The 14,041-nt window shown below is 58.9% G+C and carries 12 protein-coding genes and 2 pseudogenes; 7 read left to right on the forward strand and 7 right to left on the reverse strand.

All coding sequences use genetic code 11. The annotated features are described in order from the left end of the window. The first annotated feature begins 78 nt into the window (after positions 1–78). A complete protein-coding gene (locus GRI55_RS14400; RefSeq protein WP_160767612.1) occupies positions 79–600 on the forward strand; it encodes a hypothetical protein in 522 nt (173 codons plus the stop codon). A gap of 531 nt (positions 601–1,131) precedes the next feature. Here the strand turns inward: GRI55_RS14400 and GRI55_RS14405 are convergent. Beyond that, positions 1,132–3,915 (reverse strand): bifunctional diguanylate cyclase/phosphodiesterase, encoded by a 2,784-nt coding sequence (locus GRI55_RS14405; protein WP_063511758.1) that lies wholly within the window; start codon positions 3,913–3,915, stop codon positions 1,132–1,134. A gap of 180 nt (positions 3,916–4,095) precedes the next feature. Here GRI55_RS14405 and GRI55_RS14410 point away from each other — a divergent pair. Both GRI55_RS14410 and GRI55_RS14415 read left to right on the forward strand, forming a co-directional pair. Next, positions 4,096–4,804 (forward strand): annotated as a pseudogene (locus GRI55_RS14410) (IS630 family transposase); the annotation flags it as partial. A 296-nt stretch (positions 4,805–5,100) separates the two neighbouring features. After that, a complete protein-coding gene (locus GRI55_RS14415) occupies positions 5,101–6,120 on the forward strand; it encodes an SDR family oxidoreductase (RefSeq protein ID WP_063510791.1) in 1,020 nt (339 codons plus the stop codon). 129 nt (positions 6,121–6,249) lie between these two features. On the opposite strand, the gene GRI55_RS14420 is transcribed toward GRI55_RS14415, so the two are convergent. The 6 genes and pseudogenes from GRI55_RS14420 to GRI55_RS14445 all read right to left on the reverse strand — a co-directional run bounded on the left by GRI55_RS14420 (position 6,250) and on the right by GRI55_RS14445 (position 11,143). Next, complete coding sequence (locus GRI55_RS14420; protein ID WP_063510792.1) at positions 6,250–6,732, reverse strand: RES family NAD+ phosphorylase; 483 nt, start codon at positions 6,730–6,732, stop codon at positions 6,250–6,252. Continuing rightward, positions 6,729–7,178 carry an antitoxin Xre/MbcA/ParS toxin-binding domain-containing protein gene (locus tag GRI55_RS14425; protein ID WP_160767613.1) on the reverse strand — a complete coding sequence of 150 codons (450 nt, stop codon included), beginning with the start codon at positions 7,176–7,178 and terminating at the stop codon, positions 6,729–6,731. The genes GRI55_RS14420 and GRI55_RS14425 overlap by 4 nt, the downstream gene beginning before the upstream one ends. Before the next feature lie 80 nt (positions 7,179–7,258). Further along, complete coding sequence (locus GRI55_RS14430; protein WP_082835612.1) at positions 7,259–8,332, reverse strand: strawberry notch C-terminal domain-containing protein; 1,074 nt, start codon at positions 8,330–8,332, stop codon at positions 7,259–7,261. A gap of 133 nt (positions 8,333–8,465) precedes the next feature. Further along, positions 8,466–9,205: pseudogene (locus GRI55_RS15340) on the reverse strand (IS5 family transposase). A gap of 154 nt (positions 9,206–9,359) precedes the next feature. Continuing rightward, the gene (locus tag GRI55_RS14440; RefSeq protein WP_063510795.1) at positions 9,360–10,469 is read right to left on the reverse strand and encodes an L-dopachrome tautomerase-related protein; all 1,110 of its coding nucleotides are present in this window, start codon (positions 10,467–10,469) and stop codon (positions 9,360–9,362) included. A gap of 53 nt (positions 10,470–10,522) precedes the next feature. Beyond that, positions 10,523–11,143: a putative quinol monooxygenase gene (locus tag GRI55_RS14445; RefSeq protein WP_063510796.1), complete on the reverse strand. Its 621-nt coding sequence runs from the start codon at positions 11,141–11,143 to the stop codon at positions 10,523–10,525. 87 nt (positions 11,144–11,230) lie between these two features. On the opposite strand from GRI55_RS14445, the gene GRI55_RS15180 reads away from it, so the two are divergent. The 4 genes from GRI55_RS15180 to GRI55_RS14460 all read left to right on the forward strand — a co-directional run bounded on the left by GRI55_RS15180 (position 11,231) and on the right by GRI55_RS14460 (position 13,864). After that, complete coding sequence (locus GRI55_RS15180) at positions 11,231–11,365, forward strand: hypothetical protein (RefSeq protein WP_255357728.1); 135 nt, start codon at positions 11,231–11,233, stop codon at positions 11,363–11,365. Positions 11,366–11,600: 235 nt separating this feature from the next. Further along, a complete protein-coding gene (locus GRI55_RS14450; RefSeq protein WP_156494035.1) occupies positions 11,601–12,614 on the forward strand; it encodes a hypothetical protein in 1,014 nt (337 codons plus the stop codon). Positions 12,615–12,875: 261 nt separating this feature from the next. Beyond that, the gene (locus tag GRI55_RS14455) at positions 12,876–13,130 is read left to right on the forward strand and encodes a hypothetical protein (protein WP_156494036.1); all 255 of its coding nucleotides are present in this window, start codon (positions 12,876–12,878) and stop codon (positions 13,128–13,130) included. Positions 13,131–13,252: 122 nt separating this feature from the next. Further along, positions 13,253–13,864 carry a hypothetical protein gene (locus GRI55_RS14460; protein ID WP_063510799.1) on the forward strand — a complete coding sequence of 204 codons (612 nt, stop codon included), beginning with the start codon at positions 13,253–13,255 and terminating at the stop codon, positions 13,862–13,864. Positions 13,865–14,041: the final 177 nt, after the last annotated feature.

The raw sequence follows: 14,041 nt of genomic DNA on the forward strand, positions 1-14,041 counted from the left end.
TTTTAGAACGAAAGGAGGTGGCTCTCTGGAAGAGAGCGGAAAAGGGCACGCGATCCCCGCGGCCTATGGAGACTTGAGATGACTGAGATCGAACAACAGAAGCGCATCGCCAACTACCTCGCCGCCGTTGCACACCTGCTGGGCGGCCGGCCCGGACGCTTCACTGAATTCCGAGACAAGGTGGACATCATGCTGAGCGGGTCGGCTCCACACGCTTTCGGCCTGATGCAGTTCGCTTCCCGGGTTCAGACAACCGGCCGTCCGCTCATCTGGGTTCATCAGTCTGCAGAGTGCCCGACGGTTCCGCAAATCGGCTTGGCCGCACAGATGGGAGGGGGGATGCACTACATCGAGAGCTGCATGCTCTGTTTGACTGGCGAAGACGACCGCGCGACCCTCGTGCCAGACGGTTTCAACCTGGGCGCGTACTGGTTCGACCATGCGCTCAATCTGCACCACATTACCGATGCACCAGCATCGACCTTCGAAGCGGCAGATGGCGACATGGTGAGGGCCTACAACCGACTTATCGCGATTCAGGCCGAACAGTGGGAGCGGGGTGACACCTTCGACCTCCCTCATCTCGCCCAAGCGGCCTAAGATATATGGTAGCCGGATCGTCAATAGGCGATCCGGTATCGCCAATCAGGAGCCATCTTCGTTGATCGATCGCCCTGAGCATAACGGTTTTGGCGCGAATTCGTGAAGGCTGCGTAACCGACAAGAGTTAATGGAGCCGACTGATCCGTTAGTATTCCGCCCGATTGCAAATTACGCAATGAGCGGACGGTCGAATGAGAGCAGGTTGGATACAGCTACACCGGTCGTGTGGAAGCCTGTGGATAGGCCGATCAAATGGCAGAGATTGGGTCGCTTGCCGCCTGTCAGCTTTCGGGCAGTGGACCAGAGATAGCTGCCATTCATCACGAAGCCCCCGATGAGGCAGCTGTCGACCCAAAGCCGGTCTTCCGAAGCGGGCAGTCGAAAGTCCGCCTCGTCAGTATCTGCCGTTGAAATCGCTCCGCGCTGCCAGCAGGACGCAACCCGGCTCACCCAGCATTCGGCCACCCATTGCAGATATTCAGTTAGCTCATGCTCGTGAAGTGCCGAGACAAAGCTTGGTCCAACCTCCTATCCAGCCAGTTTGCCGATGATCAATTGCGGACTGCGGTCGGTTTGCTCAGGATTGCTGATCGGGCGGCCCCAGAGGTAACCCTGTGCTTCATCACAGCATTCGTCCTTGAGCAATCTTAGCTGGGCATCATTCTCTAAGCCCTCGGCTAGGACAGGGACTTTCAGGCTGCGTCCCAGCGCCAGCACCGCTCGGATAATCGATCGTGCCTGATGGCTTGTTTCTGCATCGAGCAGGAAAGACTTGTCGATCTTGATCTTGTCGAATGGGAAAGAGTTGAGAGTGTCGAGCGACGAATAGCCCGTACCGAAATCATCAATTGCGATGGAGACGCCCAGCGCCTTGATCTGGCGCAGGATGTGGAGGGCTCGCGTCTTGTCGGAAATGAAGGCCGTTTCGGTAATCTCCAGCTCCAGCCTTGATGCCGGAAGTCCGGACTCGACCAACGCGCCGGTAACCGTTTCGATCAGGTCGACATGCATGAGCTGGACTGGTGACAGATTCACCGCCACGCGCCACGGCTTGGACCACGATACAGCGGCCTTGCAAGCGGTCCGCAGGACCCATTCACCAATTCGAACAATCTCTCCGCATTCCTCGGCGATCGGGATGAACTCCTCCGGCGAGACCCATCCGTCGCGCGGATGCTTCCAACGCAGCAGCGCCTCATAGCCTCGCACCTCTCCGGACCGTACCGACTTCTGCACCTGGTAGGCGAGGCTGAGCTCTGCGCGATCAATCGCCTCGCGAAGATCGGACGCGATGACACGGCGGGCGCGCACGGCTTCGTCCATGCTCGGCTCATAGAAGCAGACGGGTTGGCCGACCGCATCTTTCGCCCGATACATAGCGAGATCCGCGTTATTTAATATCTGCTCGAGATTGCTTCCGTCGTCGGGATAGATTGCGACGCCGATACTGGCGCCCAGGCTTACGCTGAGATTATCGAGATCGACCGACGCGCTAAGCTTCTCATTCAACCGCGCGATAAAATCATCGAGCGCAGAGCGGTCATGATAGACCTTGAAGGCCGCGAACTCATCGCCGCCCAGCCGTCCGACAAACTCTTCGTCGCGCAAGAGTCGCGACAGGCGGCCGGCCAGTTCCTGAAGCACCGCGTCGCCCATCGCATGCCCGTGCGCGTCATTCACTTCCTTGAACCGGTCCAGATCGATTCCGACCGCTGCCACTTTGTGCCCTTGATCGGTCGCCTGCGTTAGCACCGCCTTCATCGCATCATGAAAATGTGCACGATTTGGCAGGCCGGTCAGTTCATCGTGGAGCGCCAGGAACTCGATCCGCTTCTGCGCATTTCGCCGTTCGGTAGTGTCGTCGAAGGTCGTGACCCACCCACCATCGGGTCGTGGGCGATGCGCGATGGAGAGAGTTGAGTCATTCTTGAATGGAATGGTCAGCGTACCGCCATTCGGTTGCAAAATGCAGGCGCGATGGCGCGCCAACGTCTCAGCGACGAGACTTTCATTCACCTCGCCTCCCGCTCGCTCGACAAGCACATGCCGGACGAGCAATTCAAAAGGCGTGCCCATCGGGAAATCTTCAGGCGCAGCCCTGAACATGTCTGCCACCCGTCCATTGGCGAGGACCAGGCGTTCTTCCGAATCGAACAGACAAAGGCCTTGGTGCATGTTCGAGAGCGCGGCTTCGAGGCGCTCCTGATCCTCCTTCATGCGGGTCATATCGCGCGTGATTTTGGCGAAGCCTTGGAACTCGCCATACTCGTTGCGAACCGCCTCAATTGTCACATGTGCCCAAAAGCGGGAGCCATCCTTGCGATAGCGCCAGCCTTGCGCATTGAAGATGCCATCGCGTCGCGCCGTTTCGATGTCGTGCGCCGGAACGCCAGCCTCTCGTTCCTCCGGCGAATAGAAAGCCGCAAGTTCAAGGCCGATCGCTTCGTCCTGGGTGTAACCCTTCAGCCGTTGCGCGCCGGCATTCCAGCTCGCGACGCGACCGTCCGTACTGAGCATATAAATGGCACAATCGCTGATCCCTTGAATCAACGCTTTAAACTCGCGGGCATTGGCATCGATAGCCGCCTTGGTTCGACCGCGCACAATAGCGGCAACCATGCCCATGATGAGAACGAATGCGGCTGCGGCGGCAACCGACAGCGCGAGGCCAAATGATGACAGGACAATGTCAGTAGAAGGCGGCATGCGACTTGGCAGAAGGGTGATCCCCGCCATGCCAATGAAATGCAGGGAGAAGATGCCAAGAACAATAAGGCCGGCCGCTCCAACTCCGCTCCTTCGATCGTTCCGGTCGATCGCCCACGACAGGACGGGGAAGTTGGGACCAATCGCAGCGATCACTGAGGCGACCACATATCCTGTCGAGAGATGATAGGATGCAGACATCTCGACTGCCGCCATCCCGATATAGTGCATGGCCGCGACGCCTGCGCCGATAATGCCGCCAGCGAACCACCGTACACGCCAATCCTGCGAACGGAGCGCAATGGCGAATCCGGTAGAGATCGATCCCGCCACGACCAGAAGTGACAGAAGGGTGGGAGTGAGTTCGTAACCTTTGACGATCGACGAGTTGTAACCGATCATCGCGATAAAATGCGTCGCCCAGGTGCCAAAGCCACTCGCTGTGCCGGCCACGAGGACCCAACGTGTTCGTTCTGCGCCATGAGCGTTCCGAGCCTGCCGCAAAAGCACGACGGTAGAGGCAGCCGCAATGATGCAGACTGCAATTGCCAACCCGAGCAGGCGGCTATCATGTTCATTTTGAACACAAGAAAGTAGATCGAACATGACGCTTGTTACATGACATCTATTAAAATGCGGTAAGTTGGGCGCTTCTTCGACTGGCGGCCGGACGTCCGCTCATGCCGGTCCACACCTTTAAACCGATCATCGGGAATCCGATCTTGTTGCCATTCAGGGGCTTGCCAACTGAATGTCAGCTCACATGTTGAGGTCGCCGAGCGTGGAGACATCACCCTAACCGAGATTGAGGCGCGGCTTACCGAGCGCGTTGTGCCGATGGGCATCGGCACCGTGCATCGCTTCTTCGCGCGGCATAGGATCACGCGTCAAAAAAGATTGGGCACGCGGTTGAGCAGGACAGGCCCGACATCTTGAAGCAGCGCCAGCGCTGGTTCGACGGCCAGCTCGATCTCGATCCCGAGCGCCTCGTGTTCATCGACAAGACGTGGACTGCCAGGAACATGACCCGCAGTCATGGGCGCTGCCCAACGGGCGAGCGGCTGCGCATGGGCTTCCCGCACAGCCACCGCAAGACCACCACGCTGGTAGCCGGTCTGCGCATGACCGGCATGGTCGCGCCGATGGTGCTCGATGGACCGGTCAACGGCGATTGGTTGGAAGCCTACGTCACCAAGGTCTTGGGGCCCGAACTCCGACCCGGTGACATCGTCATCATGGACAATCTCCCCAGCCACAAGCGGGCGGCCGTGAGGGAAAAGATCGAGGCGGTTGGTGCCATCCTGCGCTTCCTTCCACCCTACAGCCGGGACTTCAATCCGATCGAGAAGGCGTTCTCCCGGCTCAAGGCCATGCTGCGCAAAGCCGGCGAGCACACCGTTCGAGGCCTTTGGGACCTCATCGGCAGGCTCGTCCGCATGTGCAGCCAGACGAATGCGCCAATTACTTCAGATCATGCGGATACGAACCGCAATGAGCCAGAAAACGCTCCAATGGCGGGTTTCAGGAGACGCTCAAGGGTTCTCAAACGCCCGAATGAGGGAGCTTTGCGGACCGGCAGGAAGCGGGCCGCGAGCGGTCTGCCTGCTTTTGGAAACTATGACCGCGATAGCCGACGTTCCGCAAACGACCCCATCCCGGTCATTGAAGGTTCGCCGCCGTCTCCCTGAAAGCGGACATCATAGCCTTGCGGGCGGAAGCGTCATTCCAGAGGAACTTTGGTGGGCGGAATTCGTAAGTGTGTGTCACCCTTGAAAATCCGGAGGTCTTGCCATGCAAAATCAGCTGAAATTAAAGCCGCTCGATGAGCAAGTCATCGTCATTACCGGTGCGACGTCCGGCCATGGCCTATGCACTGCACAGATGGCCGCAAGCCGAGGTGCCACGGTCATGCTCGCCGCCCGTGACGAGAGCGCACTCAAGCAGGTGTGCGCTGATATTCGCAGCGAAGGCGGAACGGTGGATTATGTCGTCACCGATGTTTCGGCTGAAGAGGATATGCAGCGGCTGGCCGATAAGACGATCGAGCAATTCGGTGGCTTTGACAGCTGGGTGAACAACGCCGGCATAGGCGTCTACGCCCAGGTTCTGGACCTCGAGATGGAGGATCACCGCAAGATCTTCGATACCAACTACTGGGGCGTCGTATATGGTTCGGTGATCGCGGCGCGCCATTTCAAGGACAGACCGGGCGGGGGCGCGCTCATCAATGTCGGCTCGATAAATTCGGATATGCCGGGGCCGATTCTCGCATCCTACAACGCGTCGAAGCACGCCGTGAAAGGTTTTACCGATTCATTTCGGATCGAGCTGCAAATGAATGGCGAACCCGTTTCGGTTACGCTGATCCAGCCCAGCGCCATTGGCACACCTTTTCCGCAGCATGCCCGCAACACCACAGGCTTCAAGGCGCGCCTACCGGAGCCGGTGTACGCCCCAAAAGTGGTGGCCCGCGCGATACTCGACGCCGCCCAACATACACGCCGGGACGTAGTCGTCGGCGGTGCGGGCAAGTTCCAGATCTTCGGTTCGGCAGCCTTTCCTCACCTGTTTGACAGGATCGCCGCGACAATGGCTGACAAGCTGATCGACAGAGAGAAACCGATACCCGAGCAACAAGGCAATCTCTACGAACCACAAGGCAATGATGGGGATGTCGAAGGCCAACAGCATGGCAGGCATTTCACCGTTACCACCGCCGCTGGCCGGCACCCCTGGGCAACCGCCGGAACGTTGGCTGCTGTGATTGCCGCGGGCGTATGGGCAGTAAGGAGTACGAAAGCGAGAGCATAGTGCTCCGCCGTATCGAAGTAGGCGAAGGCGGGTATTAGGAGCGCTGTACCAATTGTACGCCCGATCAAGCCACGCCTTGAGCTAACTGCGGACTGTCGGCTTGCCACCCACAAACGGACTCAAGAGCCTTCACCTCGCGAAGAGTCTGTCATCCCACCAGACCGGTGTTTCGAGTCCAGGTGAGATCGATCCGAAATCGCCATGGCCGGTATTGAAGACGAAATTTCGCTCCATGCGCGCAACCACACTCGGTACGACGAGCAAGGCGCTTCGTCCCTCTTCATACCACTTGCGTCCGAATTTGCGGGCGACATCGCCGTTACGATCCGACCAACCGGGGTGATGAGCATCGCTGAAGACCTCGTAGCTCGTCCCGGCGGGAATGACGATCTCGATGAAATGCTGGTTTGGCGGAATTTCTCCGGAATGGTGGACGAGTTTCTCGAGCATCGCGGTCGAGTAATTCTGCGCGGCGTAAATCACGCCTGCACCCACTTCGTGCCATCGGCCGGCAGCGCGCCTGGCTCCGCCATCATCCCAGATCGCAAACTCCCCGTCAGGATCACCGATACGCCAAACCCTCCAGTCCGTGCGCAATTTGCGTGGGGTCATACGGCGAAGCCGGCATCGGCCCGACGGAGGAGGTTCACAACAGCATCAGCACCGGCCGAGCTTGCCTGCGCGAGAGCAAGCGGAGGCCGGCCATCGAGCAACGGATGCGGGCGTGACAGGAAGCGCCGCGCGGCATCGATGTCGCCGCCGTAGCTTCGCTTCGCTGCTTCAACCACGCGGCCCACCTCATAGAGGCGCTCGCTCATTTCGCGGGACAAGGCCTTGCGAGATTTCTGGTTTCGGCGATACGTCGCTTCGGGAATGATTCCGCCCACTACGATGGCTTTCCCGAGCACTTCAATCAGGCCCGAAGCAGCTTTCGGCAGCAGGCCGCTGGCGACACGGTCTGCGAGTGCGACGTCGTCGATATCGCCGGCATCGTCAAAACCGAGAAGCGCAGCAACACGTGCGGGTTGCGAACCGCTGCCGCGATCGAATTCTGCCACTCCAGCCATTGCGAATTCTCCTTTATTCGTCATTTGATCGGAATATAGCAGTCAGTTGACGACGTGCAAGCCCGTCATCGTCAGAGCGGCGGCAGGAGCGCCTTGACGACGGGTTCGGGATTGTCCGCCGGGATGAAGACCCGGATGCGGTAGGCAATGATCTCGGTGAAACACCCGATGCTCTTCAGCCATTCGACCTGGTCGGCAGGCGCTCCAGCTATCTCGATGCGAAGATCGCCAGCGACGCGCGAGCGCTTCAGCACCGCGCCGAACGGCTGCTCGATCGTGATGCTGCGGTTCTCGCGCAGTGCTTTGACGACCGCTTCATCCGTGAGCTTCACGCTCGAGTTTACGCCGAAGGCTTTCAGCACGTCGGCGACGTCGGTGTCGTAGACGATGCGTCCGAGCCAGCTGCGACCCTCGAGATCCACGATCCGGTTCACTTCGAGATAATCGCGCGGAAGGTTCGACCAGATGGGAAGCAGTAGGCCCGTGGCGAGATGGACCGTCTCGGTGTGCAGGCGGGATGCGCTGTCTTCGGCTTCGGCCTCCCACAGCTTCGCGAAGCGGGGTTCGGCGCATTCTACCCATGCGGATTCCTCGAGGTCGCGCAGCTGATGATATTCCCGGCGCAGGGGACGGTGGAGGATCACGCGCTGGATCAGCTCGCCCTTCTCGGTCATGAAGTGGCGCGATGGTTCGCAGAGCGCGGCCTTGTCGCTCTTCGTGTTGCGCATGAGGATGCAGCCATCGGACCATTCGCGCCGCTCGAGCACTCTTTCCAGCGTAGTCGGTTGATACCGGGTTGTCAGGTCGATGCGCAGCAGGTGCGAAGTCGCTCCAGTGCGCTCGTCGGTTCGGAGCACGATATCCTCGGCAACGCTGGCGCTTTCGACCTGAATGTTTTCGACCCCGACATCCAGCGTGCCGGCATCCCGGGCCGCCGATACGCAGGCTTCCACCAAAGCCAGGAATTCGTCGAAGATCGCGTTCTGCATGGCGATCGGCAATGCCAGTATGCGGTTGAGCCAGCGCCGGATGGGAGGGAGTTCTTCAAGAGGTGACCTGGACGTAGCATGGCGGCCTAGGCCACCAACATAGGTGGTGGAGGCTTTCCCGAAACTCGATCCTTTTTGAGAAAGGCGGTCCCGCAAAGGACGGCCGCTTTTCGCCTATTCCAATTCAACACCAGACAGTCGCAAAACCACCCCAACGTCGGCCGGTCAGTGCACCTTCGCGGCAATTTGGAAGCGGTCGATCATAGCTGCCGGGCGACCGCTTCTTTAGCTAGGTTTCGTCGACAAAGGGTATCCAGAGCTTGATTGAAGCGAGAGCGACGAAGCCGAGGTAGGACTCTTTGGTCTTGTCGTATCGAGTGGCGACCCTGCGCCAGTTCTTCAGCTTGCTGAACAGCAGCTCGATCAGGTTCCGCCAGCGGTATTTTACCCGGTCGTACGGTGTAGGTGTGCGGCGATTGGCCTTGGCAGGGATGACCGCTTCGACGCCGGCACCGGCGATCTCCTCGCGGATGGCATCGGCGTCATAGCCGCGGTCGGCGAGGAACGCTTCGATCCGATCGCCGATCATCCGGAACAGCGGTGCAAAGCCTTGAACGTCGTGCGCTTGGCCGGGCGTCAGCACGAAGCCGAGTGGGAGGCCTCTGGCATCGCATCTGGCGTGCAGTTTGGTGGTGAAGCCTCCCCGCGATCGGCCGAGCGCCTCTGTTTGCTGAGTCCCCTTTTTATGCCGACTGCACAATGATGTGCCCGGACCACCGTGCTATCGATCATGTCGGCGGCGGTGTCCCGGCCCGCCAGTTCGGCCAGCGTCTCGAGCAAGGCATCGAACACGCCGGTCGTGACCCATCTTCGATAGCGCCGGAAGACGCTGTTCCACTTGCCATACTCATCCGGCAAATGTCGCCACTGCGCGCCGGTGCGCGCGATCCACATCATGCCTTCGAAGTAGCGTCGATTATCCTGCGCCGGCCTGCAGCCACGCCCGCGCTCAGGCGGCAGCAGCGGCATGACCAGCTCCCACTCGTCATCCGATACTCCGATCCGTTCGCCCAAGGCCGCCTCCAAAAGGCAGCCTTGAATCGAACGACGAGTCCCAGGTCAAGCTTTGTCCACGAAGCCTAACTACATCAAGACACTGGTCGTTAAAACCGACCGCGTCGCGTCACCGACGAAAGGAAAAAAGCGCGGTCGGCAGCGAAGCGGGGGCGCCCGGCTTATACCAGTTCGTATCCTGGATATGCGAGGCAGTGACGTAGATCGTCCCGTCCGGCCCTTCCGACAGCGTATCGGGCCAGCGCAATCTCTTGTCGGTTACCACCGGCTCCAGCGCATCGCCCGTCCAGTACTTCACGGAATTGTCGGTTGGCGAGGTGATGTAAAGCGTGCCGTCACTGCCCATCCAGAGGCCGTCCGCGACGTTGGTCGTGCCGACGGTCTTCACCGCCGCTTCAACGTCCGAGGCCGAAGCGCCCTTGCTGAGTTTCGATGTATCGATCGAATAGAGCGTTCGGCCGGTCAGCGCCTGCCAGTAAAGCGTGCGGCCATCGTTGGAGATCGCGAGGCCGTCGGACGAGAAGCTGGGCTGGCGACCATCGGGTCGACGAAGCGGCCTGCCATCGATTTCGACGATCACGTCCTTCTCGACCTGCGTGGACTTATGGCCGTCGAGCGCGCGGAAGGCGTCACCGGTGTCAAGGTCGACGACTATGATCGCGCCGCGCGTGCCGGAATCGGTGATGTAACCGGTCTTGCCGTCAGCGCTGAAGCGGATGTCATTGAGATAGGTGCCCTGAAGCGCCACCGTCTCGTCGAACAGGATCGTCTTGGTGACTTGGTCGGTCGCGAGGTCGACACGGACCAGCTTGGGGCCGCCGGGCAGGATCTTTTCGTTGCCGGGCGCGGCGGGATCGAGCACCCACAAGGCGCCCCGACCATCCGCCACGATCGATTGCACGCAGACGAAATGCTCGCCGACCGGCATTTCGCTCGCCTTCGCGTTGCGCCAGGAATTCCATCTCTCGTCCGGATAGGCCTTGAGCTTTCCGCTCGGCAGCAACTCGGCGACTGAGATCGGGGCGTCGTCGGTCCAGCGCGGGAAACAGACGAAGATCCGCCCGTCTTCGGTGACGCTCACGCCGGTCACCTGATGGTCGAAATCCGCGACCTTGGTGAGTTTCGAATCCGTGCCCGCGAACTTGAACGCGAACGCGGCCCCGGCTGCCGCGGTGCTGGCGACGGCCGCTCCAACGAGCGCCTTCTGCTTCGTGTCCATCAGACTGTCCCTCCCTCAAGCGGCCGCGCGACCGACGTGTTCCTGCTCGTCCTCTACTCATCACCAGCGGATGCAATCTTGAACGCCAAGATTTGTGCGCGGTGGATCTGGGGAGGCTCGGCGAACAGCGAAGCGGAGCTTCCGGATAGCGCCGTGCCGACTTCGCCCGACAGATGCGCCTCGCGCCCTGCCTCGTCGGCGAAGGTATCGACGATGGCGAACCGAGTCTTTCCGAGACGCAGAGCGTACCACGACAGGGTGCCCGGCTCCCGCTCCACGGCCGATCGGGCTTCTTGCAGGAAGCGGGCAACCTCTTCCTCCGCACCATCCCGTGCTTCAAGCGGAACATGCAGGGCCAAGCGCGGCAGGGCGTCCGCCGCCGGCACCTTGAGGGCGAGGATGTCGGCCGGCTCGATCTCCGGCAAGCCGTTGAGGATGGTGAAGGTCTTCACCACCAGCGCCCGGCCGACCGTGCCGAACAGATGCTTCAGCCGGCCGGCATTGCCGGGGAAGGTATCGAAGATGGCGAAGTCGGCGGGGCCAAAGCGCAGCGCGTACCAGTGCCGCGTGTCCTGCTCATGCTCGACCGGCTCCAGCGCACCCCGGAGAAATTCAGCGGCATCTTCCTGGTGGGTCGGCCCGGCTTCAATGCCTACGAACAGTGCCTTGTGCATCTTTTCTCTCCTTGTTTTGATGGTAGCGCCTCGAGCTCTACGGAAGGCGTCCTGAGCCTAAATCATGAGCGATCGAGCGGCAAGGGAATGGCGCGATGCGCGCGGTCGCAGGTCGAACGTCTCGAGCGCTTCGTCAATATGGCGAAACTCGTTCAGGACGAGCTCGAGACCCGCCTCGCATCATTGGAGGCGGAACTTCCCGACGAGGATGCGGAAAACTGACGGCAGATCTACGCGCTGACTCAGCACCACTGATGGGCCAGCAACGAAATCAAGCTCAAAGATTGAATGTAGCCATTTGAGGGATGTCCGCTTTTGGGGATCGACGCCCAAGTGCTAAACGACCGCGATTAGGGCGCGAAGCGGACATCACGAATGCTGAATTTGAAGAAGCTTGGGCTGCTGGACGCGAGCATCCTATAACCGGTTGTAAGTTCTTGCCGGTAGAGGTGCTACTATGTCCAACTCACTAACATCGATGCAGTCGGACCGTGTTCAGAAGATCGTATTAACAAACGATCGGATGAGCTTGCGCGCGTTTTGGGCAAACACTCAATCCCACGAGCATACTTTCCGCAAAGTCTTGCGTCGGATGGGTTTCGAACAATCCTTCCCAATAGAACTGGCAGGCGGTCACCGGTTCACAAATATAGCCGTAAGTGTGCTCGACTTCCAGCAGGCATCTGGATCGGGACCTCGGCTGCTCATTCCGATAGATCCCCAGTCCCATCCGGACGAGCGCGCGATTGAGGCATCGCTTGCCCGATCCATCGGACTGATGCTCGCGGACGCGGCGATGTACGATCAGATCTGGGTCGATACCTACAGCAAACTCCTGCCCCGGTTTGCAAAGAGGCCGGAAGCTTCCTTGGAGCGGATGGATTTCGCGGAAGGGCCTCATGACGGCCTTATGCTGCATGCCGAGTTTCTTCGGCTCGATCACGATTTTTCGACAACCCGATCGAGGCGGATTGCTTCGGATATCGAAGAGCTGATCGAGGCGATTGACTTCGACCTTCGCGAACATGATCGCAATGTCGCTGCCCTGACAGTTGACGAATCGGGATCTCATCAAAGAAAGATTACAGGTCTTACCGCCCATGTTCTCGAGCTCGCTGGCATCAGCCCGGACGACCTGCCGCTGCTCTTCAATGACGATGGTGATCAACCCTTCACATCGGTCGATGGCTCTCTCCCGTTTTCCGCGGGGCGGTTCTATTGGTTGAGAGGAACGCTCGAGTGCTCGCTCGAATTGCGCGAAAGCCGGTGCTGGATCGATGGCAAAAGGGTCATACTTTCGTACCCTTCCAATCTACCTGCGACAACCCTTTCGTCCTGTGTCGGACGGCCACTATATACCTTGCTACAGATTGAAGGGTTGCAATTCGACGCGACTATAAAAAAGGCCCACGCGGCAAGGGATTGCATTGTAGTTGAGATCGAGATGCCCAAGGATGAATTCCCAGATTAATTCGGTTGAGAAATAAAGAATAAACTCCGTTGACAATCATGCAATACGCGGCCGTTCGATCACGAACAGGTTGAATTCAGCTACGCCTGGTTAGATCCCGGCTGTGAAAAAACGCCGAATTTCTGAAGTTAGACCGTTGCCGGACTGCCCACTGTTGAAATGGGCGTTTCGTGAAAGCATACATTTCCTCACATTAATCGCGGCTGCTCGAGGCAGCAGCGATCAGGCTGTTCGCGGGTGAGGGGGAGACGAGCTCGGACGATGTCTAAAGCAGTGTTCGACACAACTAAAAGCGGCAGTGCCTCCCGCGCCGCTCCGGTTGTGGCCTCCTGCGCGGCTGCCGCATGCCAAATAGATTTGGCTAACGGCATCTTCAGGCATGCGGCCAGAAATCGGAACTGGAAGAGCATGCTGAAACGTTGCGCTTACCGGCGCCGGGCGCGCTCCCTCGATCTCGCATTCGAACGGGCGCTCGACGCGGTCGAAAAATGGATCGGCGAAATGAAGATCAGATAGGCAATAGAAGGCAACATAGCAGTCGCTGCGAGACAGGGCACAAGCAGGCTTTCCGCTAATGCAACGAAATATATCTGAAAAGCTGATCCGTTGTGTCCATATCTCTGTTGAAGGAGGCTGCAATGCGAAAAGTGCGCGAAAAGATCATGGCCCGGGCAATGATCAGCAGAAGCTGTGCGAACTTCCTTTCCGACGTCGATGTCAAGCCGGGGATCGCTCAGTCCGGAGGTGCCTTGAACAAGCATCAGCACCATAAGATAAGGTTTCGGTCCAAGTACGACTGTTGGTCAGAAACGGATATCGTGCTCGAAAAACGGGGCTCGTTATTAGCTGGATCTATGGAGCATGCACGGTTCGCAAAACGAGCAACGCTCGACCTCGAGTACAGGTGGTTTCGCTTCCGTGAAAGCAGGAATGGCTTTTCCATGCTTGCAATCTGGGACAAGGAGCTTCCCGCGACGATCTGTGCTGCGGGCTCCTCGGGGAACTACCGTTTGCTTGAACTGGTAGATTTTTCCGATTTCAAACCCTTGTTCTTCGTGCGTTCGAACCCGGTAGTCCATTCCTTGAAAAATGTTACGAGAATGCGCCGTAACCCCGAGATGCAGAGGTCTGGAGGGGAGCGACGGCGATGTAAAGCTCTTCTCGTTACCATGAAGGATGAATGGTCGAAGAGTTTTTGGGGCTATTGGTCTCCGGAAAAGGGCTACCTATCGACCATGGACGCTCCTTGAGCGAGAGCGAGAGCGCGACGCGAGAACAATTAGTGCATAATTTTATGTAAGTGCCTGAGAATGAATCCGGCAGCCCGATTATTCGTGCAGTTCTTAATCGAATAAGTCGACGTCAGCATGCGATCTGTTGATTTCCATCGATTGCATTTTTCGCAATGAGCGGTTGGTCGCATTGCA

The sequence above is a fragment of the Qipengyuania citrea genome (genome assembly GCF_009828015.1).
GTDB lineage: Bacteria > Pseudomonadota > Alphaproteobacteria > Sphingomonadales > Sphingomonadaceae > Qipengyuania > Qipengyuania citrea.

Excerpts from the sequence above, each read along its gene's own strand:
- GRI55_RS14400 (WP_160767612.1), top strand. The coding sequence starts at position 79 with ATGACTGAGATCGAACAACAGAAGCGCATCGCCAACTACCTCGCCGCC.
- GRI55_RS14405 (WP_063511758.1), bottom strand. The coding sequence starts at position 3,915 with ATGTTCGATCTACTTTCTTGTGTTCAAAATGAACATGATAGCCGCCTG.
- GRI55_RS14415 (WP_063510791.1), top strand. The coding sequence starts at position 5,101 with ATGCAAAATCAGCTGAAATTAAAGCCGCTCGATGAGCAAGTCATCGTC.
- GRI55_RS14420 (WP_063510792.1), bottom strand. The coding sequence starts at position 6,732 with ATGACCCCACGCAAATTGCGCACGGACTGGAGGGTTTGGCGTATCGGT.
- GRI55_RS14440 (WP_063510795.1), bottom strand. The coding sequence starts at position 10,469 with ATGGACACGAAGCAGAAGGCGCTCGTTGGAGCGGCCGTCGCCAGCACC.
- GRI55_RS14445 (WP_063510796.1), bottom strand. The coding sequence starts at position 11,143 with ATGCACAAGGCACTGTTCGTAGGCATTGAAGCCGGGCCGACCCACCAG.
- GRI55_RS15180 (WP_255357728.1), top strand. The coding sequence starts at position 11,231 with ATGGCGCGATGCGCGCGGTCGCAGGTCGAACGTCTCGAGCGCTTCGTC.
- GRI55_RS14450 (WP_156494035.1), top strand. The coding sequence starts at position 11,601 with ATGTCCAACTCACTAACATCGATGCAGTCGGACCGTGTTCAGAAGATC.
- GRI55_RS14455 (WP_156494036.1), top strand. The coding sequence starts at position 12,876 with ATGTCTAAAGCAGTGTTCGACACAACTAAAAGCGGCAGTGCCTCCCGC.
- GRI55_RS14460 (WP_063510799.1), top strand. The coding sequence starts at position 13,253 with ATGCGAAAAGTGCGCGAAAAGATCATGGCCCGGGCAATGATCAGCAGA.